Below are 24,138 nucleotides of genomic sequence, written 5' to 3'. Positions count from 1 at the left end.
TCAAAATACTTGAACAGTAATGGAAATTGAAAATGCAAAAAATAGAACCTAACACTTTTTCTTCTTCAAGAAAATTTATAAATTGGAGCACTATTATCATTTCTTTAGTTATTGTTTTTTATGCTTTTTCAATGTTTTTTGCACCACTTTTATGCGCTGATAGCGGTTTTAAAAACTGGATTAAAGAATTTAAACAAACAGCTTTAGCCAACAATATTTCATCATCTACGTTTGATATGGCTTTTAAAAACGTCAATACAATTGATCCTGAAGTTTTAAAAAAAGCTGCATACCAGCCAGAATTTGTGGATTCTTCATGGAACTATTTCGATAATCGTGTCCATGATATTGCAATTGTAGAAGGACAACGGCAAGCTAAAAAATGGGAAAAATGGCTTCCTAAAATTGAAGAACGCTTTGGCGTTGATCGCCACATCCTCCTTGCTATTTGGTCAATGGAAAGCAGTTATGGAAAAGTTTTAGAAAACAAAGGTGTAATGCGTGATGCCATTCGTTCACTTGCAACCCTAGCCTATGCTGATAAAAAACGCGCAAAATATGCACGCACACAACTGATTGCTGCCATGAAGATTCTACAAAGTGGTGAAATTGAACGCTCCCAACTTACTGGGTCTTGGGCTGGTGCATTGGGACATACACAATTTATTCCAAGTAGTTATCTTGCCTACGCCGTTGATATGGATGGGAGTGGACGACGTGATATCTGGACCTCTATTCCAGATGCTCTCGCGACCGCTGCTAATCTTCTTCACATGAATGGCTGGCAGTCCGATCTCCCTTGGGGAATAGAAGTCAAATTACCACAAGAGAAAAATCTTCCCAACGATTGGCATTCCTTTGAACAATGGAAAAAGCTAGGTGTAAAACATGCAAGCGGCCATTCTTTTCCTTCATCATCTGAGCTCGCAATATTAAAGTATCCAGATGGCCCAAAAGGACCTATATTCTTAGTAACAAAAAATTTCTTTGTTATTAAACGTTATAATAATGCAGATCGTTATGCTTTCGCAGTTGCTCTTTTAGCTAACCGAATTGCAGGACGTCCGGGATTGGTTCAAGATTGGGATCGACCTTTTCAGCCTCTTACTTTTCAAGAATGTAAAGAACTGCAATCTCGTTTAGCTGTACGTGGCTATTATAAAGGAGAAGTTGATGGCAAAATCGGTACTGCCTCTAGAAAAGCAATTAAAGATTTTCAGCTGCACCATGGCTTAGAGAATAATGGACACCCTTCCCCTGAAGTTCTATTCCTCCTTCGAAAACAATAATTTGGAGTAAAGTGCTTGTTTCACTTCCGTTTAATGCACTTGATTTGCCTGCTTTTTTTTACTTTTTCTCTTATTGTAATACAGCAAGCTCCAAGTGAGGCACAAAATTTTTTCGAATCGTTGTTTGAACATAAAAAACAAGAACAACAACCACAAATTATAGAACAAAAAATATACAAACCACAAAAAAAAATTGTAACACAAAAATCTGTACAAAAACTAAAAGAAGAAAAAGTGAAACGTATTCTCGTAATAGGAGATTTTGTAGCTTTTGCGGTTGCTGATGCGCTCAAAAAGCTTTTTACTGAAAATCACGATATAATCATCATAAATAATACAGTGCCAGATTCTGGCTTAGTTCGAACGGATTATTATTCTTGGAAAAACAATATTTCTGAACTCATTGATAAAAATAAACCTCAAGTTATTGTTATGATGATCGGTGCAAATGATAATCAACCAATCACAACACCTAACGGCGTACTCAGAACAGTAGATCCAGAATGGATGAACATCTACAAGCAAAGAGTTACTGAAATTGCTGAAAGTCTTCATAATTCTGGCAAACCATGGATATGGGTAGGACAACCTGCTTTTAAGAATAATAATTTAACACAGAAAATGCGAATCTTTAATACATTTTATAAAAATGCAACAGAAACAAAAAAAGGATGTTTTATCGATATTTGGGATGGTTTTATTGATGCAGAAGGTCAATTTTCTTTTTCAGGCTATGATGTTAATGGGAAAACAATAACACTCCGTACTCATGATGGTATTAACTTTACTTCTGCTGGCAAGCAAAAAATTGCCTCTTATTTGAAAAGAAAATTGGAAATTATTTTAAATTTTCACCTATCATCCTATGAAAATATATATCCTATCAATACAAATACTCTGCAATTTATACAAGAGCCACATAATATTAAGCGCCAACCTCCAATAACCCTCGATAACATGGCACAACAAAATACCCACCTACTCAACAAAATAGATTCAAGCTTCATGAAAAAATCATGGTCACCTCCAAATGGTCACCAGATAGACCGAGCTGATAATTTTTCTTTTCCGTGATGCCCTTTAAAAACATAAAACTTGCCCTTTTTCAAAAACAAAGATTCATATAGAAAAAGCCTATTCTACATGATTATGGATGCGCCAAAAACTCATACGAATTTCAACCGCAAAAAGGAATATAAAATGGTATGGTATGAACCATACCATTATACTTTACAATCCACGTTTTTTTATCATCGCCTCTGATGAAGGCAACCGCCCCCGAAAAGCTTTATACAGCTCCTCTGGATCACGACTTCCTCCAGCAGAATAAATAAAATGCTTTAACCGATCAGCGAGCTCTGAATTAAACACATCACCTGTTTCTTCAAAAGCCTGAAAAGCATCAGCATCAAGCACTTCTGACCACATATAAGAATAGTAACCAGCAGCATAACCATCACCTGAAAATATATGTGTAAAATGTGGAGGACGATGACGCATGATAATTGTATCAGGCATTTGTAATCTTTCTAATTCCTGATGCTCGAATATTGTTGGATCAGTTACCGTTTCTCTCTGATGAAAAGCCATATCCACTAAAGCTGATGAAATAAATTCAACTGCAGAAAAGCCAGCATTAAATGTCTGTGCCGCTACAATCTTATCCATCAATGCTTGTGGCATGGGAAGTCCTGTTTTTGCATGCGTCGCGTAAGATTTTAATATCTCTGGTACAGTTAACCAATGCTCGTAAAGTTGAGAAGGAAGTTCAACAAAATCACGCGAAACCGACGTCCCCGACACAGATGGCCATGTTACATCAGAAAGCAAACCATGCAATGCATGTCCAAATTCATGGAAAAGCGTACGTGCATCATCAAGTGATAAAAGAGCAGCTTCCCCTTTGGGTGGTTTAGCAAAATTACAAATATTGTAGATAATAGGCTTTTGTCCACTATCCAATTTATGTTGCGATCGCAGGTTGCTCATCCATGCACCAGAGCGTTTTGAAGAACGCGCAAAATAATCACCAATGAAATGCCCAAGCAAACTGCCATCAGACTTTTTTACTTCCCATAAACGTGCATCAGGATGCCATAGTGCAACAGTATTTTTTTCTTCAAATGAAATCCCAAAAAGCTTTTTTGCTACGGTAAAAGCTGCTTCAATCATACGATCAAGCTGAAAATAATATTTAATTTCAGCTCCGTTAAAAGAAAATTTTTCAGTGCGAAGTTTTTCCGTATAATAGCGCCAATCCCAAGCCGCTAAGAACTCATTACTTCCCTGACTTTTTGCAACATTTTGCAATTCAACCTGTTCACTAGCAGCCTTAGTTTTTGCTCGTTCCCACACAGGTATAAGCAAATCCATAACTGTATCAACACTCTTTGCCATGGTATTATCAAGTTTCAGGTCTGCGAATGATTTATACCCTAATAATTTAGCCTGCTCATTTCGAAGTGCAATAATCTCCACAATAATTTTTCGATTATCATTATCATTGTTATTTTCACCACGTTTAGACCAAGCTTTAAATGCTACTTCGCGCAAATCGCGACGATCTGAGAATTTTAAAAATGGTTCAATAATTGAGCGCGCCAATGTTAATGCATAAGCTCCCTCATTGCCTCTTTCACACGCAATTTCCTTCATAGAAGCAATAAGATCATCAGGTAAACCAGTTAAATCTGTTTGCTCTAAAAATAAAATCCACTCAGCTTCATCTTTTAAAACATGCTGACCAAAAGTAGCACCTAAAAAAGCAAGCTTTTCATTAATTTCAACAAGCCGCTTCTTTCCTTTTTCATCAAGCTTTGCACCATTACAAACAAACTTTTTCCACCATAATTCAAGTACACGTGTCGTTTCACTATCGTACACACCCTGTCGCGACTGCTTATAGAGCACTTCCATTTTAGAAAATATTCGTGCATCCATCATAATTTTTGAAGAATACCGAGAAAGTTTTACAACAAATTCTTGTTCTAATTGCTGAATAAATGCATTACTATGAGCACTTGAATGCAAAAAAAATATTGAACATACACGATCAAGTGTTTTGCCAGAAAGTTCAAAAGGCTGCAAAAAATTCTCAAGCGTTGGTGATTCTTGTATTGTTGCAATTGCCTCTATTTCTTCTTCTGCTTCTTTAAGTGCTTGCTCAAAGGCAGGTTTAAAATCATTATCACTTATTAAAGTATAATCAGGAAGTCCCGCAAATCCCTTCCAGTTCAGCACTGCTGCTTTTGTCATAATACTCTATATCTCCATTATAAACTTTAAAATGTAATAATTAATCTCATTATATAAATAATAATAATTGATAATACTGTAAATTTTATTTATTTTACTTCAAAATAAACTTTCAAAATTATATTTAAATATAAAAAAATATTAAAATAACTTAATCATTAAAGATAAAGCAAAATAACAATTTTTACATATTGTACTTATAAAACTGTCCACCGGTTGTGATTTATCCTTGACTTTACTTTAAATATTAACAATTGAAAGCATATGTTGGGAGGGGTTTTTTTAAGCCTTCCATAACTTTTAATTCGTCTTAATCCATAATATCTAAATTTATAATTCTCCAGTCCTTTGGAAGGTATTTTATCATGACTGAAATTAAAACAACCCTTGAATTTAAAAAATTTTCTCCTGAAGCTCTTGCTGAAGAATTAAAAAGTCGGCATTTTGCCGATTCAATTGATATCATCAATGATCTTGATATCATGGAACGTGTGACTATTCTTAGTCTCTTACCCCTTGATTATACCATTGAACTTTTTGATAAACCAGAACTTGAACAATCTGCAGCTATTCTTGAACTTTTACCTGTAAATCGTTCTGTTGAAATTCTTGACGGTATGTCCGCAGACGCCGCTGCAGACGTTTTTCAAGAAATGGATGAAGAAACGCGCACACGACTTTATGCCTTGCTTAAACCCTTAACGCGATCTGAGCTAAAAAAACTCACAAGTTATCCTGATCACACCGCTGGTGCACTCATGACAACAGAGTTTATAGCAGTACCAGCAAACTGGACTGTAAAAAAGACTCTTGATTACATTCGTGATGTCGAACGAACACGCGAAACAGTTTACACAAGCTATGTTATTGATCCTAAAATGGGCACTCTTCTCAAAGCTATTTCACTTCGTAATCTTATTCTTGCTTCACCCGATGAGCCAATTCTCAATGTCCCTACACGTGATACACCCATCACAATATCGCCTTCCACGGATCATGAAGATATTGCTCGCCTTTTTCAACGTCACGACCTTCTCTCTGTGCCAGTTGTTGATGAAAACAACCATGTTATTGGTATTGTAACTGTCGACGATGTGCTGGATACTATGGTCGATGAAATGAATGAAGATGCCTATAAATTTGCAGGTATGGAAGCTCTCAATAAACCATATATGCAAATCGGCTTTCTTGAAATGATGCAAAAACGCGGTGGCTGGCTTGCCTTACTTTTTATCGGTGAAATGTTGACTGCAAGCGCCATGCAATATTTTGAGACAGAGCTTGAAAAAGCGATTGTCCTTACATTATTCATTCCTCTTATTATGAGCTCAGGAGGAAATTCTGGATCACAGGCAACATCGCTTATTATCCGTGCATTAGCTCTACGCGAGCTCACACTTAAAGACTGGTGGAAAGTTATCATTCGTGAAATTCCAGCAGGACTATCTCTTGGTACATTACTTGGAATCATTGGAATTACACGCATTATCATTTGGCAGCAATTGGGTATCTATAACTATGGTGAACATTGGTTTGCTATTTCCATGACTGTAGGTGCAGCTTTGATCGGAGTCGTTACATTTGGTTCCTTCTCTGGCTCTATGCTCCCTTTTATCCTCAAAGTTTTGAGATTTGATCCAGCAAGCGCTTCTGCTCCCTTTGTAGCAACCTTAGTAGATGTCACAGGTATTGTAATCTATTTTTCTGTGGCTTCCCTTATTTTGTCTGGCACCCTGCTTTAAAATGTTAAAAAAAATACAACTCATATGCAACCTATGATCTTGTTTAGTTAAGAGAATAGGTTGCATTATTTATTTTTTCATTGCATATCCCACAAAAATGCTCACATTATCAATGTGTTTTTTATAAAACTCTACAAAACCAATTCAATAAAATATAAAAAAACCTTTACAGACAGTTTGCCATAAAAATATTTACTCCTCTTCCCAAATTATAAAAAAACATGTAAAAGGCTCTATGAACATCAGGTAAGTAATGCAAAAGCTTTGCCTCAAATAAAATTTCATTAAACGAAAAGAAGAAAATTTATGCAATTGCGTAACATTGCCATCATTGCCCATGTTGACCATGGGAAAACAACGCTCGTGGATGAACTTCTCAAACAATCAGGAAATTTCCGTGATAATCAGCGTACTAGCGAACGCATGATGGATTCAAATGATATTGAAAAAGAACGCGGAATTACAATTCTAGCGAAAGCGACATCTGTTGTTTGGAAAAATACTCGAATTAATATTGTTGATACACCAGGTCACGCTGACTTTGGTGGAGAAGTTGAACGTATTCTGAACATGGTAGATGGAGCAATTGTGCTTGTTGATGCCGCTGAAGGCCCAATGCCGCAAACAAAATTTGTCGTTGGTAAAGCGTTAAAAGTAGGATTACGCCCTATTGTTGTGATTAATAAAATTGACCGACCTGATGCACGCGCTGACGAAGTCATCAACGAGGTTTTTGATCTTTTTGCTGCTCTTGATGCCACCGATGAGCAACTTGACTTTCCCATTCTTTATGGATCAGGTCGCAATGGATGGATGGCAGAATCTCCTGAAGGACCAAAAGATCAAGGATTGAGTCCTTTGTTTGATCTTGTCATTCGCCATGTTCCTTCTCCTACCGTAGCTGAAGGACCATTCCGCATGATCGGAACTATTCTTGAAGCTGATCCATTTTTAGGACGAATTATTACAGGTCGCATTCATTCAGGCTCTATTAAACCAAATCAAAGTGTCAAAGTTCTTGGGCAGGATGGAAAACTTTTAGAAACTGGACGTATTTCAAAAATTTTGGCATTTCGTGGACTAGAACGGCAGCCCATTGAAGAAAGTACTGCTGGTGATATTGTAGCAATTGCAGGTCTACAAAAAGGCACTGTTGCTGATACTTTCTGTGATCTTACAGTCAATGAACCACTCACAGCCCAACCAATTGATCCTCCCACTGTTACTATGAGTTTTCTTGTCAATGACAGCCCCCTTGCTGGGACTGAAGGGGATAAGGTAACAAGTCGTGTTATCCGAGACCGTTTGTTAAAAGAAGCAGAAGGTAATGTAGCTCTTAAAATTGAAGAATCCGCTGATAAAGATTCTTTTTATGTTTCAGGGAGAGGAGAGTTGCAACTTGCAGTTCTCATTGAAAACATGCGCCGTGAAGGATTTGAGCTTAGTGTGTCACGTCCACGTGTTGTTATGCAGACAGATGAAAACGGAGCAACTCTTGAACCCATCGAAGAAGTTGTAATCGATGTTGATGAGGAATACTCTGGAACTGTCGTTCAAAAAATGTCTGAACGTAAAGGAGAAATGATTGAACTGCGCCCATCTGGAGGCAGTCGTGTACGCCTTGTCTTTTATGCCCCAACCCGAGGACTTATCGGCTACCAATCTGAACTTTTAACTGACACACGCGGTACAGCAATTATGAATCGCCTTTTTCATGCCTATGAACCCTATAAAGGAGACATTAGTGGTCGTGTTAATGGTGTTATGATTTCAAATGATAGCGGTGAATCTGTCGCTTATGCTCTTTTTAACCTAGAAGATCGTGGGCCTATGATCATCGATGCTGGCGTTAAAGTCTATCAAGGCATGATTATTGGTATACACTCACGCGATAACGATTTAGAAGTAAATGTTTTAAAAGGAAAAAAGCTAACCAATATGCGTGCTTCTGGAAAAGATGAAGCCGTAAAACTAACTCCTCCTATCAGAATGACACTAGAACGTGCTTTGTCGTGGATACAGGATGATGAACTTGTAGAAGTAACTCCTAAAAACATTCGTCTACGCAAACTTTATTTAGATCCAAATGAACGCAAACGCTTTGAAAAGACACGCTCATCAATTTCAATCTAATTTCATGACTTCTTTGATCAAATGTTGCATTGTATCTAGCTTAATCATACTCCAGAAAGGATAATTGACATGAATATTAAGGAAATACCTGTTGGTAAAAACCCCCCAGAAGATATCAATGTTATTGTTGAAGTCTCTCTTGGTGGTCAACCAATAAAATATGAAATGGATAAAAAATCTGGAGCACTATTTGTTGATCGCTTTCTCCATACATCTATGGTTTATCCTGGAAATTATGGTTTTGTTCCGCATACTCTTTCAGAAGATGGAGACCCAATTGATGTTCTTATTTGCAATACCCGCCCACTTCTTCCTGGTTGTGTTATCAATGTTTGTCCGATTGGTGTTTTGATTATGGAAGATGATGGTGGTAAAGATGAAAAAATTATTGCTGTCCCTACTCCTAAGCTAACGCAACGATATATCAATGTGCATGACTATACTGATCTTCCTGAAATTACATTAAAGCAAATTGAGCATTTCTTCGAACATTATAAAGATCTTGAACCTGGAAAATGGGTCAAAATTGAAGGTTGGCGTGATAAAGACTTTGCCCATAAATTAATTCAACAAGCTATTAAGCGTGCTTAAGTAATATAATTATTACAAAAAAACAGAGCCTGTTTTTAAAGCAGGCTTTCATTTTTATTTACCTTTGCGTAGAAGCACAATCTTCTAAGGATTGTAATATCTTTCTTATCTCTTCTAAATATCCTGAAAAATGAAGTCGTTTGTAGCGTGATGTTGCGCCACTCTTAAGAGAAATATAAGAAAATGGAACTTTCCATTGCTTCGCTAAAAATCTCATTAATGCTTTATTTGCTTTTCCATCTTCAGGAACAGCACGGATACGTATAACCAAATGCTGCTTCCCATCATCTCTGCATTCAATCCCCATTATTTTATCAACTGAAGCCTTAGGAATTAAGTACACAAACAAAATTAAACCATTAGCATCAACTTGATAAAACATCCTCTTTCGTCCAATATAATACTTTATAAGTACATGTTTGCATAAGCACGCCACATAAAGGTACGAATAAAATAAATAATCATAAATACTGCAATAGGTGAAATATCAACCGCTCCAAGATTTGGCAAAAATCGCCGAATACGGACTAAAACTGGCTCTGTAACACGGTACAGAAAATCTCCTATCAAAAAAACAAAGCGATTACGCATATTCACGATATTGAATGCACAAAGCCAAGAAAAGATAACGCTTGCGATTAAAATATCAATATAAATCTTAAAAATTAGATCTATTACCTGCAGCAATGCATAAATCATTCTTTATTCCTCTTTTTATTTAACGGAATAGAAAGACCCCATATCATATAGGACATTTAAAGAAAACCTTCCTACTGAATGATGTTTCATACCCCCCATACATGAGCATTTTTTCACATAAACAGGAAATCTAAACGGAAAATAGTCAAAAAACAAAAGTAGCAAGAAAATTCCCTACAACTTTCAAAAAATTTTGCACACACAATACAGAAAAACTTTATTACTCTGACTTATAAATCTGCTGCAAAAATCGCTTTGCTTTAAATTAAAGACGGCCTTTAAAAGCCGTCTTTACTTTATTTAATATCATTTCAGCAAAGCAGTTAAACGGTTAAGTGCACTGCTAAAACCATTCAGCTGAATGAATAAATCATTTAAAGGTGGTTCACCTGCCATAGCTGTTGTCATAGCCAACTTCAAATGCTTTCCAGCACGCAAAGCTGTTACAAAATTTTTGTCAAAAGCTACTGGAACAACACAGCCTATTGTTTCACAAGTCCGAATACCAGTTTCGATAACAGCCTTCCCATCATCGACTTGTAAACGAACAGGCTTGGAAACCAAAATACCAAAAGGAACTACCAAATTGCCAGACACCATACCATCATCATTGAGAACAACATTCATAGCCACAACGACACGATTCTGGTTATTAACCTCCTGACGGTACATAAAACAAACTTTTTTGCCCGTCTGTACACCACAATTAATGCTCCACAAACCATAGGTCTCAGTTAAAGAAGAAGCACCATTTGGCAACGTAGCTGCTGCAGGCTTCGTTGTAGCTGGCTTTGGATCTAATGCAAATGCAGCAGAAGAAATACTCAAAAGAGTAAAAATTACAAATAAATTGAATAACTTTTTCATTTTATATTCCAGTTCTTTACATAAAATAGAATCATTTCTGATATTACACACTATAAAGCATCTTAACGAAAAAATAGCTTTCTACGGTTATATAATTTTTATAAACATCTAAGACTACTTCGAAATTCGTTAACAACTTTCATATAAACGTGCTTTTTAAAAGAAATAACAATTGAAGGTAAAATTTCTAGATCAACCCATTTCCATTTGTCAAACTCTGCTTTATTGCCGTCTGGTGGTGGATTGGTTGCGATTTCAGAATTCTCTCCCGTAAATTGAAAAGCAAACCATTTCTGTATTTGTCCACGATATTTGTCACTCAACATGCACCCAACAAGTTCTTGTGGAAAATCATAATGGAACCAATCTTTTGCTTCTTTAATCAGCTTTACAGATCGAATCCCTGTTTCCTCATAAAGTTCACGATGTGCTGCATCTAACGGCTCTTCACCCTCATCAATTCCCCCTTGAGGCAGCTGCCAACAATCAGACATTTCGCTATTGATATGGTTGCACGCCATTAAACGGCGTCCAACCCAAACTTTACCTTCGTGATTAAATACAAGGATTCCAACACACTTTCGATAAGGAAGATCTTCAAAGCGAACAGTTGCATCCATTTAATTATTTCCTAAAAGCATAAGCTGTACATATTTTTTCTTATTTTAAAACATCTTTATTGGGATCTGGCGGAAATGCTGCATTCGCCATTTCACCACGTAAAAGCTTATAAGCTTCGTTTAACTGAATATCCTCTTTAGGATCCTGCGGAACAAATGCAGCTGAACCAGACCCTTTATTGCTTTCTCGTTTCCCTTTAATATGTCCTTTTAACTCAGATTCACCAATTTTTACATCATAGCCCTTATATTTTTCAGGCAATGGTTGTTCTACAATAATATCTGGCGTGATCCCAGTTCCTTGAATTGAAGTACCAGCTGGCGTGTAATAAAGCGCTGTTGTCAAGCGTAAAGCACCATTTTCACCTAAAGGAATGATCGTTTGAACAGATCCTTTACCAAAAGATTGCGTGCCTAAAATTGTAGCACGACGATGATCTTGTAATGCTCCTGCAACAATCTCAGAAGCACTTGCCGAACCACCATTAATGAGCACAATGAGAGGCTTACCGTTAATGATATCCCCTGATTTAGCATCAAACCTCATCACATCATTTTTTTTACGCCCGCGGGTTGATACAATCTCACCTTTATCGAGAAAAGCACTTGAAACACTCACTGCTTGATCTAAGAGCCCACCAGGATTAAGCCGTAAATCAAGAACATAACCCTTCAACTTATCTTGAGGGACTTGAGACTGAATATCTTTAATTGCAGCTTGAAGATTGCCAAAAGTCTGCTCAGAAAACTGAATAAGTCTTAAATATCCAATATCATTCTCAACACGGTACTTAACCGCCTTTACCTTAATGATATCTCGAACAACTTTTATCTCAAGCGGTTTATCAACGCCAGAACGAATAATTGTCAATGTAATCGGTGTTCCCACAGCTCCCCGCATCTTATTGACAGCTTCATTTAATGTGTGACCATTTGTCTGTTCACCATCAATTTTTGAAATGAAATCTCCTGCCAAAATACCAGCTTTTGCAGCAGGTGTATCATCCATCGGAGAAACAACCTTAATTAAATTTTTCTCCATGGTTACCTCAATACCAAGTCCTCCAAACTCTCCCTTAGTAGAATCGCGCATATCCTTGGCTTCTTGAGCATTCATATAAGATGAGTGTGGATCAAGCGATGTCAGCATGCCATTAATAGCATTTTCAATGAGCTTTTTATCATCGGGAATTGTCACATATTGCGCACGTACTCGCTCAAAGATATCACCAAATATGGCCAGCTGTTTATAAGTATTATCTTCGTTATCCGCAGCAACAGACTGCACCATAATCATTGAACTGGCGCCGAGCAACACCCCAGCGACCAAAAAAATAACTTTACGAATCATTTTGGTTCCTTCTTAATTTTTCAGTCCGCCACCAAGGAGCTGGATTCACAGGCTTTCCCTGCTTTCTAAACTCAATGTAAAGCATTGGAGCAGTTTTGCCTATATCCAATGCAACACTGTTTGCAATAAATTGCATCCCCATCGTACCAAGAGGCTCACCTGAAAGAATAAATTGCCCCTGAGTTACGTTAATTCTAGACATCCCGATAAGAATAATATGATAACCATTTCCAACATTAAGAATAATTAATTGTCCGTAAGAACGAAACGGTCCAGCAAAAGCGACAAGAGCATCCGCAGGCGCTATAACAACAGCTGATGATTCTGTTTCAACCATTTCGCCAAAACGCGAAATCTGCGAACTATTATTAACGTGCTTAATTTTTTTGCCCAAAACAGGAAAAAGCAAAGAGCCTTTTTGGCTTTCAAAATTGCGCTGCTCTAATAGTTGTAAATTTTTTCGTACCTGCACGGATGTATCAAAACTAAGCTGTGACTGACGATCCAGTTCTAAAATTAATTCTTCCAAAGATTGCGCTTTTTTAGCAAGAGCAATATTTTTTTGACGCTGTTTAGTAAGTTCTTCTTCTGATTTTTTTTGTAATTGCGCTTTTTGGTCTACCAAAAGCTCTAAATGTTTTCGCTGCTCCGCTTGATTTTGTATTTTAATCTTCAGAGCTTCATATTCCGTGGTAATTGCGTTGCTCATATTGGTCAATTCTTTGAGACTCTCTGTCAAAGCTCGTGTTTTTTCTTGCATTTCAGGAATGACCGCCCCTAATAAAACAGAACTACGTACAGAAGCTAACACATCTTCAGGCAGCACAACAAGAGCAGGAGGTGGGTTAACTCCCATGCGTTCTAAGATAGCAAGAACTTCCGAAAATTCAGCCCGACGGCTTTTTAAATTTTGATAAACTTGTGCCTGTTTTTTTATCATTTTTTCAAGTTTTTTTTCCCTTTCAGCAATATCATTTGCTGCAAAACGTTCTGCCTGAGCTGCTTTTATCAATGCATCAGTCAAAGCACGCTGATCTTTTTTTAAACGCTCAACCTGACGAGCGAGAAAAGCAACACGCTCCCGCGAAATAGAGATATTTTGACGAACTTCTATCAATGCCTTATGTGCTGTTGCACTACTCACTGTATCTTCGGCATGCGATACAGACAAGAAAAAAACCACGCTCAATAGCAATATGAAAAATATCACGTATTCCTCATATGAACACCGCACTTTTCTATGAAGAAGCTTCTTCATTTGCCTAACCATTAAATTTCATCGCATAAACTAGAGATGATTTAAATGGTGTCACCTAAAACAATATTAATAAATGCGTAAATAAGTGCTAAAAACTGCACAAAAATGTTAAACACGATGATAAGGATGATTATTAGCAATTGTTACAGCCCGATAAAGCTGCTCTGTAAGCAATATACGTGCAATTTGATGCGGCCATGTCATAAGGCCAAAAGACAAAAGAAAATCAGCACGATTTCTTATCCATTCATTGTGTCCATCAGGTCCTCCCAAAGCAATTATTACATCACGAATCCCTTCATCACGATAAAACCCTAATTTATCAGCAAAAGCAGAAGATGAAATTGACTTTCCACGCTCATCTAATACAATTAATCGACACTTTTCAGGCAAAAACTCAATAAGCCTCCTTCCTTCTTCTTCCATGCGTTGACATGCCGTTTGAGCGCGACTTTCTGATATTTCCTGTAATGTTTTAAAATGAAAACCCACAGTTCCAGAACTTTTAGAAAAACGATCCAAATAATGATGCGCCAATGTGTACTCAGCACCCCTCTTCATGCGACCAACAGCAAAAATAGAAATCTGCATGTCAATGATCTCCGAAAAGAACTGACTTTGTTTTATCTAAATCTGGAGCGAGCCACATTTTCTCTAAATTATAAAAAAGACGAACTTCTGGACGAAAAAGGTGGACGATAATATCGCCTGTATCAATCAATACCCAATCACCTCCTGCAAGCCCTTCTACATTTGCTCGACCGCATCCATTATTTTTCCAAGTGCACAATAAATGATCTGCAATAGCAGATACATGACGCTGTGAATGTGCTGAGGCTATAACCACGTAATCCGCTAGAGATGATTTCCCTTGAATATCAATAGAGACAACATCTTCCGCTTTTGTATCCTCTAGACTATTGAGAATAATTTTAAGTCTTTCAGCTATTGAAAAAATTTTTTTTTCTGCTGAAACTACATTACCATAAGAACATTTTTGAGAGATGTTTTCCAGACCAATATCCTTTCTTATCATTTATAATATAAAAACAAAGAGAAACTTTTTCAAAGAGATTTGCAGAATCTTATAAAATGTTCAAGAAAAATCATTCTTCTTTAAACGAAGATCCGTTGAAGACTGAAAAGATAAAGATCCATGCAAATAAGTCCAAACTGGTGGCTTCATAAAAGGTAATCGCGCACTTTCTCTTTCATCTAAACGAAAGCAACGATAAATCTGTGCCATAGGAGCAGAGAGTGCTGACATACGTGCTGAAGGGCGATCGATAATCGCAATAGGAAGCATAGATATAATATCACGCCATCGGTACCAATGATGAATTGTCGCAAAACTATCTGCACCCATAATCCACACAAAATGCACACCACGACAGCGTGCAAGAATATAAGAAATTGTGTCGACTGATGCTGTACTCCCTATAGCCTTCTCAAAACCTGTCACACGAATCTTTGTATGATCAACAAGTTCACAACTTAATTGCATCCTTTCATCTAAAGATGGCAAATGTGTACAATCTTTTAAAGGATTCCTTGGAGTTACTATCCACCACAATTGATCAAGACATAACCGCTTAATTGCAGTTTTCGCAACGAGAAGATGCCCTTCATGCGGTGGATTAAAAGATCCACCAAAAAGACCCACAACATTGGATCTTTCAACATGTGGCATGCGATTTTTCCATGAGAAAAATGGCATTTTCAAAGCCTAATCTGTCCACTTCCTCTGACATGATACTGAAATGATGTCAACTGTTCAACACCTATGGGACCGCGCGCATGCATTTTCCCTGTTGCAATACCAATTTCTGCTCCAAAACCAAATTCACCTCCATCAGCAAATTGTGTAGACGCATTATGAAGCAAAATAGCCGAATCTAAACGATTAAAAAATATCTTCACTACACTCATATCCTCAGCAATAATCGATTCAGTATGTCCCGATGAATAACGTTCAATATGTGCAACAGCTCCCTCAATACCTTTAACCGTTTTTACAGAAAGAATCGCATCAAGATATTCGCATGACCAATCTTCTTCAGATGCTAATTTAACATCTGGCATAAGAGAAACAATATCTTCTGTTGCACGAATTTCACACCCCTTTTCCTGTAAAGCAGTCAAAACAGGAAGAAATGCTTTTAATGCTTGATGATCAATTAAAACTGTCTCGACAGCACCACATATGCCTGTCCGTCGCAACTTTGCATTTAAAACAATATCACGCGCCATCTCTACATCTGCCGATTGATCAATATAAATATGGCACAGACCCTCTAAATGCGCGAAAGTGGGAACACGTGCATCAGACTGAACGCGTGCAACAAGGTTTTTTCCACCACGAGGTATAATAACATCAATCATCCCCCCCAATCCCTTCAGCATTTCTCCAACAGCACTACGGTCTGTCGTTCCAATCATTTGAATAGCCTCTTCAGGCAAACCAGCTGCTTTCAAACCTTTCACCAATGCCGAATGAAGTGCATGTGCAGAATGAAAACTATCTGAACCACCACGTAAAATTGCAGCATTTCCAGATTTTAAGCACAGAGCACTGGCATCAACTGTAACATTTGGTCGACTTTCATAAATAATCCCAATTACACCAAGAGGAGTACGAACACGACTGATATGAAGCCCATTTGGGCGTGTCCATTCGCTTATCACTTGTCCAACAGGATCAGGTAAATCAGCAATTTTACGGACACTATCTATAACTGCACGTAAACGCAATTCATCTAGCTTGAGCCGATCAACCATCGCTGCATTTAAATTATTCTGAGCAGCATTTTCTAAATCCTGATGATTAGCCTGTAAAATCTCTGTTGACTGAGCCTCTAGACTCAGAGCCATCATCTCCAAAGCCTTATTTTTTTGCTCAGAAGAAAGAACCGCAAGTACTGAAGCAGCATGACGTGCCCTTCTTCCTATATTCTTCATTTGTTCTTCTAAAGACATGTTATTCATTCACTCCGCCAAAACAATACAGAAGATAAAAGGTCATTTTTTAAACAGAATTGGTCAAAATGCGTAAAACCATATCATTACGATGCACCATAGCAGAGCGTGCTGCATATCCAAGGACGGATTCAATTTCTTCGCTTTTACGCCCCATGATGCGTACAGCTTCATCTTTGTCATAACTCACAAGTCCACGAGCAATTTCAACCCCACTTTCATCAACGATTGCAACCGTATCTCCACGACGAAATGTTCCTGCAACCGCAACAACTCCTGCAGCTAACAATGATTTTCCAAATTCAAGAGCCTTCACCGCTCCTTGATCAATCATCAAAGTCCCAGATGGATCTAAGTGACCAGAAATCCAAGTCTTCCAAGCATTAACAGGCTTTTCACTGGCAGCAAAAAAACTTCTGCGTTCTCCCCTATCAATCGCTGCAAGAGGATTCATACGCTTACCTGACGTAATCACCATAGCAGTCCCAGCAGAATTTGCTATTTTCCCAGCATCAAGTTTAGTCTTCATTCCCCCCTTAGAAAATTCTGAAACCGCAACATCTGCCATTTTTTCAATATCACTCGTAATTGATGCAATAAAAGGGATAAATTCAGCCGTTGGATCACAACGAGGAGATTTTGTATAAAGACCATCAATATCAGATAAAAGTATTAAAAGATCCGACCCCATCATTGTTGCCACACGTGCTGCTAAACGATCATTATCACCATAGCGAATTTCACTTGTCGCAACAGTATCATTTTCATTAATAACGGGCACCGCTCCAAAGCGCAAAAGCGTATTAATCGTAGCACGCGCATTCAGATAACGTCGTCGCTCTTCTGTATCGAATAGAGTGAGCAAAATCTGACCAGTTTTTAGTCCATATTGAGCAAGTGCATCGCTATAGGTTTTAGCTAACTCAATTTGTCCTAAAGCAGCACATGCCTGACTCTCTTCTAATTTTAAAACACCTTTAGGAAGATGTAGTAATGTTCGCCCTAAAGCAATGGCTCCTGAAGATACCAGTAAAGCCTCAACACCTTTTTGACGCAACTCAGCAACATCACTTATTAAACTGCTGAGCCATTTCGTTCGTAAACCTGTCTGAGGATCAACCAAAAGCGCAGATCCAACTTTGATCACAATGCGTTTATAGTGCGCAAGTTTTTGCAATCCAACTGCCATTCTTCATTAACCCTGCTTATCCTCACTAGCATCCTCTTTGCGTGCTGTTTCAATAATATGTGCGCCAGCACGCAGCACATTTTCTAAACCTTCACGACTAACCGCAGAAAGTATCATAACAGGCTTACCAGCTACTCTTTGTAAAGCCTCTTGTTTCGTTTTACGCTCTTCAATAGTAAGAGTATCTATTTGACTTAAAACTACAATTTCAGCCTTATCACTCAAATTATTTCCATACGCCTCGAGTTCACTACGGACAATCTGATATGCTTTTGCCACATCTTCTTCTTGAGCAGAAATCAAATGGAGTAAAACACGACAACGCTCAACGTGCCCTAAAAAACGATCTCCAATCCCCACACCTTCATGGGCTCCTTCAATTAAGCCAGGAATATCAGCCAAAACAAATTCACGAGCATCAATGCGTACAACACCAAGATGAGGATGCAAAGTGGTAAAAGGATAATCCGCAATTTTTGGCTTTGCAGCCGTTACTGACGCTAAAAAAGTTGATTTTCCAGCATTTGGCAAACCAATAAGCCCCGCATCAGCAATTAACTTCAAACGTAGCCACAGCGTACGCTCTTCGCCAGCCAAACCGGGATTCGCATGGCGAGGTGCTCGATTTGTAGACGTCGTAAAATGAAGATTTCCAAAACCGCCATTCCCTCCCTTTGCAAGACGATAACGTTGTCCAACTTCTGTTAAATCACAAATTAACGTTTTATTATCTTCTTCAAAAATCTGTGTCCCAATTGGCACTCTAAGGATGATATCATCACCCTTTTCACCCGTCATATTACGTCCCTTGCCGTGCCCTCCTGTTTTTGCTCTAAAATGCTGCTGATAGCGATAATCAATCAACGTATTGAGCCCATCAACAACGAGAGCCCAAACATCACCACCACGCCCTCCATTGCCACCATCTGGTCCTCCAAACTCGATGAATTTTTCACGACGAAATGATACGGCTCCCGCCCCTCCAGAACCAGAACGAATATAAACTTTAGCTTGATCAAGAAATTTCATGGCAACGCTCACTGAGGAATCAATTTCTCTACCTTTATAAACAATGCGCCAATTTTGCCAGTTTTTCATTATCTACAAAAAACTGTCAATAATATCACGCACAATTACTTAGAAAGACCTTTAAACCTAAATTATAAGTAAACTCAAGCTTCTGAAAAAAGGAAGCTATTATTGAGTTTCGGTTTTTCCCTTAAATCCAAGAGCTAGAAGGTAAAGCTCAACGGATTCTGTTCGGCTTGCAGGTGGTTTTACATGATGAACTGTCTTAAAATTTTGCTTTAATGTAGCAAGAAGGGTATTTTCCGCACCTCCTTGAAAGGCCTTCGCTAAAAAATGTCCTCCAGGCTTAAGAACCGAGAGAGCAAAATCAGCAGCAACTTCACACAAATAAACCGTCTTTAAATGATCTGTTTGACGGTGCCCCGTTGTTGGCGCAGCCATATCAGAAAGAATTACATCTGGCTTTTTTCCTAAAGCATCAATTAATTTTTGCGATGCATCTACACATAAAAAATCCATTTTCAGCATCACCACTCCAGGTAATGGATCAACATGCAAATAATCAATACCAACCACACTAGGCTTTTGATCACTTGATCCCACTATACGCGCAGACACCTGACACCATCCCCCTGGTGCAGCTCCCAGATCAATAACATTTTGACCTTTTTTGAGAAATTTATAACGCTCATTAATTTCGATTAACTTATAAGCAGCACGTGAACGATAACCATCTATTTTTGACTGATGAACATAAGGGTCATTCAAATGCCTCTCTAGCCATCTGCGCGATGATGCTTTAATGGTTCCTGCCTTCTTTTTTACACGCTGATGTAATTCATGCGACCCTGAACCACCATATCCGCCAGTTGGTGTTTTGGTTGTTTTTCTCATCGTTATTTATTGTCTCCACATTTTGGTCACTTTAGCGCTTAGACACCCTCTCCTCATTATAGGCATACCATGCATCAGTACAAAAACATCAGCTCCATCATTTTTTAACACATAATTTGTTATCTAATTATTCATTTAAAGCCATGTCAGGCTAAAATCGCGTCTTCTTTCCCTCATTAAATCAGATACTTGTTTTAATGCCATAACAATCTGTTATCAAAAAAGTGTCGTCTATATTACTCATTTCAATATCATCAATTTTCCTTTAGCTTTAAAGCTCTGAATAAAATGCATTCCTGCTAAAATAAAAATCGTTTTAGAAATTTCTCAAAAATGCACCCTAAAATTTCTGAGCTAAAGCCTTTAATTTATGATAATTTGAACACCATTACTAAAAAACTATGCATCATTTTTTATCTTTTCAAAATTGTCTAAACTGCCATCACATATTCTAAAAATTCAGTAAATGTTATAACTATATAGTAATAGAAATTTCGGATAAAATGTGCTTTTAAATGCGAAAAATAATCTTGAAAAACACCAAGAACATCATTTTGGATGCCCCATACCAAATATAAAAAAGCGCAGCGATACTGGTACTTGAGCTCGACCCACTCCCGCGTCCTCAAGCAGTAAGCGTCCATCACGGTGATAACATTTAATACTCTTTATTTTGACTTTAAACAATAAACTCTCACTGCTTTAGTCATATAACCTACTGCTTATAGATCAAGAAAGCTGCCAAAGAATGCTCTGGTGATATTTAAAAATAAAATTTTTCTGCAATAGCAGAATTTTTTATGAGTTTTAAATTATTAGCTAATTTTTTATGTTCAAATGTATTTTTGTAAATTTTTCCTCTTTTTTCATATCATTAATGTTGAACGCAACTTTAAAAAATTACCATAAAAAGAGTAAACTTATATTTTAAAATTTTCTGAAACAGCATTCTTTTCTACACTCACAATATAGAAGCATTTTAAAAAAATAAACAAGCTCTTATGCTCTTTCAAAACTATTATCTTTTAAGCTTGAGTAATAGTTTTTTCCAAAACCGTATAAACTAAAAAAATAAAATAAATTGTGATCCACTCTTTATATAAAAAAGCGGATATTTTGCTTAATTTAACTTACTTTTAAATGTTCTCAGTAATTTTTTTTTACTATCAACTACTAACATAATTTAGCTTATAAATTTCACAAAAAATTCTAAATTATATTGTATTGTATATAAGACGTTTACTATGATTTCACATCTATAAAACGCAACAATTCATGAAATATAATTTTGCTAAATCATCTATACCGCTTATCGTTGTAAAGAGTAAAGTGCTGCACTAAGTCCCTTAAATGGTGCAATAAAAGATAGTGTATCTCCCTCTTCAATCTTATAAGAAATGCGTACATTTTTGTTCTGTTCTATTTGCCCACTTAAAGTAGGTCCTATAGGCAATTGTGCTAAACACACTCTTTGGTTGCATTGTGTATAATGAATAAGAATGGGCTTTTTAACACCATCCATAAACATTTGAATAGGAACATTTTTATCAGCTTTTGGTAATGCTCGAAAAAGCATCACTGCTTGACCATTTTTCGTAGAAACAAGAGACCAGCTAAAGATAGTATTATCCTCTTGGTCATGGACAGTCTGCGTCACATTACATATCCCTTGATGAATCGACTGTTTTTCATCACAAATCAAAGTCCAATTATAAAACTGCATAATAATTCGACGCGTTTCACCTGGAGCACCCTTAGGAACAGATAGTTGTGGAGGATGTATTGTGTAAGCACTATTATTTTGATCAGCAAAGCTCTCACTCTTGCCTAAAAAGAGAAAAATAAACAAAATCTTTGCTAAAATATTTCTCTTTTCTGTAATTTTATTAATTCTTTTTGCCACCATTTTTATATCAGAATGTTCCTGCTCCCCACAGTCCAGTTATTTTCTACTATTTGCTGTAATCATACAATTAGCCACCATTCGCTATTTCTGCGAACTTTTTCCAACTTTATCACTGGATATATTAATCATTTTACTAGGCTCCCCCCTCATAAAATGATAAGTGTCACACACCATTATCCTTATCCCAAATTTAAACAATTGAACGATACACTCTTTTCAATATTATAAATACAATCACCAATACCTCATATACTCTCATTGAGAATGTCAAAAATAGTATTATAGCTATTTTTCTCATAAAAATGATTGCTATTATACAATTTCGAATTCTGGAAAATCGATTACCTTTCCGTATATTCAGCATAACTTCCTAAAAACGCAGAAAGTATATTATTCACCAAAAGCTATACACTATTCACTGTTTATTGTGAGAATTTAGAAAGAACCCCAACCTTAATAATTTTTATCTTTTATTTTCAGTATCAATATTATGAAGCATCATTTTTAAACCATCAATAATCATGAGCAAAGCTAACAACTTCATGAATCAACTAAAACAATACTGTTAACATTTTCGAAAAATATTTTCTTTGAATTAAAACTTCTAAAAAACTCAAAGAAGCACTCAATAAAAATGCACCAATTGAAATCAATGAAGACATCTAAACATAAATGATCGATGAAATTAAAAAATTAACTTCACATACATAATATAGTACACATATTTTTTATAATACTACAAGTAAAGAACGTTTAAAAATACATTACACATTCAAATACATAATGTATGAAATTTCTATAAACACATTACAGATGATTTATTTTTATACATTAACTATTCATAAAATATATATTTTTAGTCACAAACTCAACGTTCAATTCACATTATACTTGTATTTATAATAATATAAATAAAAGAACAATAATAAAAATACATTTTTTCAGCTGCAATAAAAATAAACAAATTTAAAATAATTTTTTTAATGCGATTGGAACTTTTATTATACCTATTTCATTATAATTGCATGCACAGCTTTTTACCAAAAAGCCACTTACCCCTAACCTCAATTGAGGTAGGGGTAAGTAGAAACTTAGAAAAACTTTATATATCAGTTTTATCAGTTTAATGTGAAGGTCAATCCTATACCCACACCTAAATGACCTCCTGCACTGGTTACTGATAAATTAGAACGGATATTTCCACTCTCAGACGTATAACCAGCACCAAAAGCAAACGCGGATTGACTACGCCACATACCACTACCAAATGCAAGACTGAGTTTTCCTGGTGTGTCATCATAGCGCAGATTAGACACTGCTAATCCGATGGCAGCAGCCTGTCTTGCTTCTTTCCGAGTATTTTCAATATCATAACTTAACGCTTCAAATTTCATATCTGTATATTGCTTAGCCGCATTAAGACTATTATCTGTAATCTTTTTGAATTTCTCATCTGTATATTTGTTTGCTTCATTAAGAACAATCTCCATCTGATCATACAACTGACCACCATTGACCGCTTCTTTTGATCCTTTCTCAACTTTACCATCTGCTACATTGTCAATCAAAACTGGTTCACTCTCATCCCCACCACTTAAGGACAGAACCGTATTTCCATCTCCATCTGTACTATATTTCATATGTTTATTAATATTATCTACTTTCTCTCCAATTTCCGTCACCTTCTGATCTGTCTCCCAGAGCTGCCCTCCATTCACAGCATCTTGCGAACCATTGGCAATTTGTCCATTATCTACATTGGTAATCTTACTTGGTTGTCCATTATGACTAGCATCATATGCATTTTCACTTTCATTCCAACCTAAACCACCAGAGCCTGAACCACCAGAGCCTGAGCCACCAGAACCTGAACCACCAGAGCCTGAGCCACCAGAACCTGAACCACCAGAACCTGAACCACCAGAACCTGCATCACCAGAGCCTGAGTTGATTTGATCTGCAATCAAATCAATACGATTATTCATATCTAACATATTATTATTAATAACATCAAAAGCATCAGCAACAGTAGCATAGCTATTTTTACTAAAACGGCTATTGTTATTGAACTGCACAATATCAAATGCTGGGGCTTTCCATTCTCCATCTTCATATCTAGCGCCACCACCAAAATATGTAGCAAGCATGTTACTCATCGAGTAAAGCTGTGAACCGTTAACAGCATCTGTTGAGCCAACAGCAAGCGTTCCCCCCTTCACACCAGAGATAATACGCGCAAGACCATCACTGTTGGAAACTGTAATTTCACTACCAGCCATATTTCCACCAATGGTGATAGCATTTGTAAACTCATCTTGTTTAACAAGTCTATTACCGTT

21 protein-coding genes are annotated in these 24,138 nt (G+C 37.0%); 5 read left to right on the top strand and 16 right to left on the bottom strand.

Annotated features, from left to right (window positions below; translation table 11 throughout):
- Positions 1-32 precede the first annotated feature (32 nt).
- On the top strand, positions 33-1,289 hold the full coding sequence (locus V5N67_RS03780) for a lytic murein transglycosylase (RefSeq protein WP_332060574.1): 1,257 nt from the start codon (positions 33-35) through the stop codon (positions 1,287-1,289).
- A gap of 33 nt (positions 1,290-1,322) precedes the next feature.
- Entirely contained in the window at positions 1,323-2,363 is a 1,041-nt protein-coding gene (locus V5N67_RS03775) for an SGNH/GDSL hydrolase family protein (RefSeq protein WP_442879240.1), read from the top strand.
- A gap of 156 nt (positions 2,364-2,519) precedes the next feature.
- Here V5N67_RS03775 and V5N67_RS03770 read toward each other — a convergent pair whose 3' ends face one another.
- The gene (locus V5N67_RS03770) at positions 2,520-4,544 is read right to left on the bottom strand and encodes a M3 family metallopeptidase (protein WP_332060572.1); all 2,025 of its coding nucleotides are present in this window, start codon (positions 4,542-4,544) and stop codon (positions 2,520-2,522) included.
- 365 nt (positions 4,545-4,909) lie between these two features.
- Between V5N67_RS03770 and mgtE the strand changes: the two genes are divergently transcribed.
- The 3 genes from mgtE to ppa all read left to right on the top strand — a co-directional run bounded on the left by mgtE (position 4,910) and on the right by ppa (position 9,010).
- Positions 4,910-6,286 (top strand): magnesium transporter, encoded by a 1,377-nt coding sequence (gene mgtE / locus V5N67_RS03765; protein ID WP_332060571.1) that lies wholly within the window; start codon positions 4,910-4,912, stop codon positions 6,284-6,286.
- A gap of 306 nt (positions 6,287-6,592) precedes the next feature.
- Positions 6,593-8,419, top strand: a complete 1,827-nt coding sequence (gene typA / locus V5N67_RS03760; protein WP_332060570.1) for a translational GTPase TypA — start codon at positions 6,593-6,595, stop codon at positions 8,417-8,419.
- 69 nt (positions 8,420-8,488) lie between these two features.
- A complete protein-coding gene (gene ppa / locus V5N67_RS03755; protein ID WP_332060569.1) occupies positions 8,489-9,010 on the top strand; it encodes an inorganic diphosphatase in 522 nt (173 codons plus the stop codon).
- A gap of 58 nt (positions 9,011-9,068) precedes the next feature.
- Here ppa and V5N67_RS03750 read toward each other — a convergent pair whose 3' ends face one another.
- The 15 genes from V5N67_RS03750 to V5N67_RS03680 form a co-directional block, all read right to left on the bottom strand.
- Positions 9,069-9,392: a DUF167 domain-containing protein gene (locus V5N67_RS03750; protein ID WP_332060568.1), complete on the bottom strand. Its 324-nt coding sequence runs from the start codon at positions 9,390-9,392 to the stop codon at positions 9,069-9,071.
- 23 nt (positions 9,393-9,415) lie between these two features.
- The gene (locus tag V5N67_RS03745; RefSeq protein WP_332060567.1) at positions 9,416-9,709 is read right to left on the bottom strand and encodes a YggT family protein; all 294 of its coding nucleotides are present in this window, start codon (positions 9,707-9,709) and stop codon (positions 9,416-9,418) included.
- Positions 9,710-10,015: 306 nt separating this feature from the next.
- Positions 10,016-10,576: an invasion associated locus B family protein gene (locus V5N67_RS03740; protein WP_332060566.1), complete on the bottom strand. Its 561-nt coding sequence runs from the start codon at positions 10,574-10,576 to the stop codon at positions 10,016-10,018.
- A gap of 98 nt (positions 10,577-10,674) precedes the next feature.
- Positions 10,675-11,196, bottom strand: a complete 522-nt coding sequence (locus tag V5N67_RS03735) for an RNA pyrophosphohydrolase (protein ID WP_332060565.1) — start codon at positions 11,194-11,196, stop codon at positions 10,675-10,677.
- A gap of 40 nt (positions 11,197-11,236) precedes the next feature.
- The gene (locus V5N67_RS03730; protein WP_332060564.1) at positions 11,237-12,547 is read right to left on the bottom strand and encodes a S41 family peptidase; all 1,311 of its coding nucleotides are present in this window, start codon (positions 12,545-12,547) and stop codon (positions 11,237-11,239) included.
- Positions 12,537-13,817, bottom strand: a complete 1,281-nt coding sequence (locus V5N67_RS03725; protein ID WP_332060563.1) for a murein hydrolase activator EnvC family protein — start codon at positions 13,815-13,817, stop codon at positions 12,537-12,539. Before V5N67_RS03725 ends, V5N67_RS03730 begins: the two co-directional genes overlap by 11 nt.
- A gap of 96 nt (positions 13,818-13,913) precedes the next feature.
- Positions 13,914-14,396, bottom strand: coding sequence for a 23S rRNA (pseudouridine(1915)-N(3))-methyltransferase RlmH (gene rlmH / locus V5N67_RS03720; protein ID WP_332060562.1), 483 nt, complete (start codon positions 14,394-14,396; stop codon positions 13,914-13,916).
- Between the two features lies 1 nt (position 14,397).
- Positions 14,398-14,841: a ribosome silencing factor gene (rsfS, locus tag V5N67_RS03715; RefSeq protein ID WP_332060561.1), complete on the bottom strand. Its 444-nt coding sequence runs from the start codon at positions 14,839-14,841 to the stop codon at positions 14,398-14,400.
- 60 nt (positions 14,842-14,901) lie between these two features.
- Positions 14,902-15,495 carry a nicotinate-nucleotide adenylyltransferase gene (locus V5N67_RS03710; protein WP_332060560.1) on the bottom strand — a complete coding sequence of 198 codons (594 nt, stop codon included), beginning with the start codon at positions 15,493-15,495 and terminating at the stop codon, positions 14,902-14,904.
- 29 nt (positions 15,496-15,524) lie between these two features.
- The gene (locus tag V5N67_RS03705; RefSeq protein ID WP_332060665.1) at positions 15,525-16,781 is read right to left on the bottom strand and encodes a glutamate-5-semialdehyde dehydrogenase; all 1,257 of its coding nucleotides are present in this window, start codon (positions 16,779-16,781) and stop codon (positions 15,525-15,527) included.
- A 49-nt stretch (positions 16,782-16,830) separates the two neighbouring features.
- Positions 16,831-17,970: a glutamate 5-kinase gene (gene proB, locus V5N67_RS03700; RefSeq protein ID WP_332060559.1), complete on the bottom strand. Its 1,140-nt coding sequence runs from the start codon at positions 17,968-17,970 to the stop codon at positions 16,831-16,833.
- A 6-nt stretch (positions 17,971-17,976) separates the two neighbouring features.
- The gene (gene obgE / locus V5N67_RS03695) at positions 17,977-18,999 is read right to left on the bottom strand and encodes a GTPase ObgE (protein WP_332060558.1); all 1,023 of its coding nucleotides are present in this window, start codon (positions 18,997-18,999) and stop codon (positions 17,977-17,979) included.
- 168 nt (positions 19,000-19,167) lie between these two features.
- Positions 19,168-19,893: an RlmE family RNA methyltransferase gene (locus V5N67_RS03690; RefSeq protein ID WP_332060557.1), complete on the bottom strand. Its 726-nt coding sequence runs from the start codon at positions 19,891-19,893 to the stop codon at positions 19,168-19,170.
- A 1,309-nt stretch (positions 19,894-21,202) separates the two neighbouring features.
- Positions 21,203-21,799, bottom strand: a complete 597-nt coding sequence (locus tag V5N67_RS03685; RefSeq protein ID WP_332060556.1) for an invasion associated locus B family protein — start codon at positions 21,797-21,799, stop codon at positions 21,203-21,205.
- 1,118 nt (positions 21,800-22,917) lie between these two features.
- On the bottom strand, positions 22,918-24,138 hold a 1,221-nt coding region (locus tag V5N67_RS03680), incomplete at its 5' end, for a YadA-like family protein (protein ID WP_332060555.1).

Source organism: Bartonella rhinolophi, assembly GCF_036576165.1.
GTDB lineage: Bacteria > Pseudomonadota > Alphaproteobacteria > Rhizobiales > Rhizobiaceae > Bartonella.
The sequence above is the reverse complement of the archived record's forward strand: the minus strand, read 5'-3'. Positions and strand labels throughout refer to the sequence as shown.

Coding starts and splice junctions, on each gene's coding strand:
- V5N67_RS03780 (WP_332060574.1), top strand. CDS start 33: ATGCAAAAAATAGAACCTAACACTTTTTCTTCTTCAAGAAAATTTATA.
- V5N67_RS03775 (WP_442879240.1), top strand. CDS start 1,323: ATGCACTTGATTTGCCTGCTTTTTTTTACTTTTTCTCTTATTGTAATA.
- V5N67_RS03770 (WP_332060572.1), bottom strand. CDS start 4,544: ATGACAAAAGCAGCAGTGCTGAACTGGAAGGGATTTGCGGGACTTCCT.
- mgtE (WP_332060571.1), top strand. CDS start 4,910: ATGACTGAAATTAAAACAACCCTTGAATTTAAAAAATTTTCTCCTGAA.
- typA (WP_332060570.1), top strand. CDS start 6,593: ATGCAATTGCGTAACATTGCCATCATTGCCCATGTTGACCATGGGAAA.
- ppa (WP_332060569.1), top strand. CDS start 8,489: ATGAATATTAAGGAAATACCTGTTGGTAAAAACCCCCCAGAAGATATC.
- V5N67_RS03750 (WP_332060568.1), bottom strand. CDS start 9,392: ATGTTTTATCAAGTTGATGCTAATGGTTTAATTTTGTTTGTGTACTTA.
- V5N67_RS03745 (WP_332060567.1), bottom strand. CDS start 9,709: ATGATTTATGCATTGCTGCAGGTAATAGATCTAATTTTTAAGATTTAT.
- V5N67_RS03740 (WP_332060566.1), bottom strand. CDS start 10,576: ATGAAAAAGTTATTCAATTTATTTGTAATTTTTACTCTTTTGAGTATT.
- V5N67_RS03735 (WP_332060565.1), bottom strand. CDS start 11,196: ATGGATGCAACTGTTCGCTTTGAAGATCTTCCTTATCGAAAGTGTGTT.
- V5N67_RS03730 (WP_332060564.1), bottom strand. CDS start 12,547: ATGATTCGTAAAGTTATTTTTTTGGTCGCTGGGGTGTTGCTCGGCGCC.
- V5N67_RS03725 (WP_332060563.1), bottom strand. CDS start 13,817: ATGGTTAGGCAAATGAAGAAGCTTCTTCATAGAAAAGTGCGGTGTTCA.
- rlmH (WP_332060562.1), bottom strand. CDS start 14,396: ATGCAGATTTCTATTTTTGCTGTTGGTCGCATGAAGAGGGGTGCTGAG.
- rsfS (WP_332060561.1), bottom strand. CDS start 14,841: ATGATAAGAAAGGATATTGGTCTGGAAAACATCTCTCAAAAATGTTCT.
- V5N67_RS03710 (WP_332060560.1), bottom strand. CDS start 15,495: ATGCCACATGTTGAAAGATCCAATGTTGTGGGTCTTTTTGGTGGATCT.
- V5N67_RS03705 (WP_332060665.1), bottom strand. CDS start 16,781: ATGTCTTTAGAAGAACAAATGAAGAATATAGGAAGAAGGGCACGTCAT.
- proB (WP_332060559.1), bottom strand. CDS start 17,970: ATGGCAGTTGGATTGCAAAAACTTGCGCACTATAAACGCATTGTGATC.
- obgE (WP_332060558.1), bottom strand. CDS start 18,999: ATGAAATTTCTTGATCAAGCTAAAGTTTATATTCGTTCTGGTTCTGGA.
- V5N67_RS03690 (WP_332060557.1), bottom strand. CDS start 19,893: ATGAGAAAAACAACCAAAACACCAACTGGCGGATATGGTGGTTCAGGG.
- V5N67_RS03685 (WP_332060556.1), bottom strand. CDS start 21,799: ATGGTGGCAAAAAGAATTAATAAAATTACAGAAAAGAGAAATATTTTA.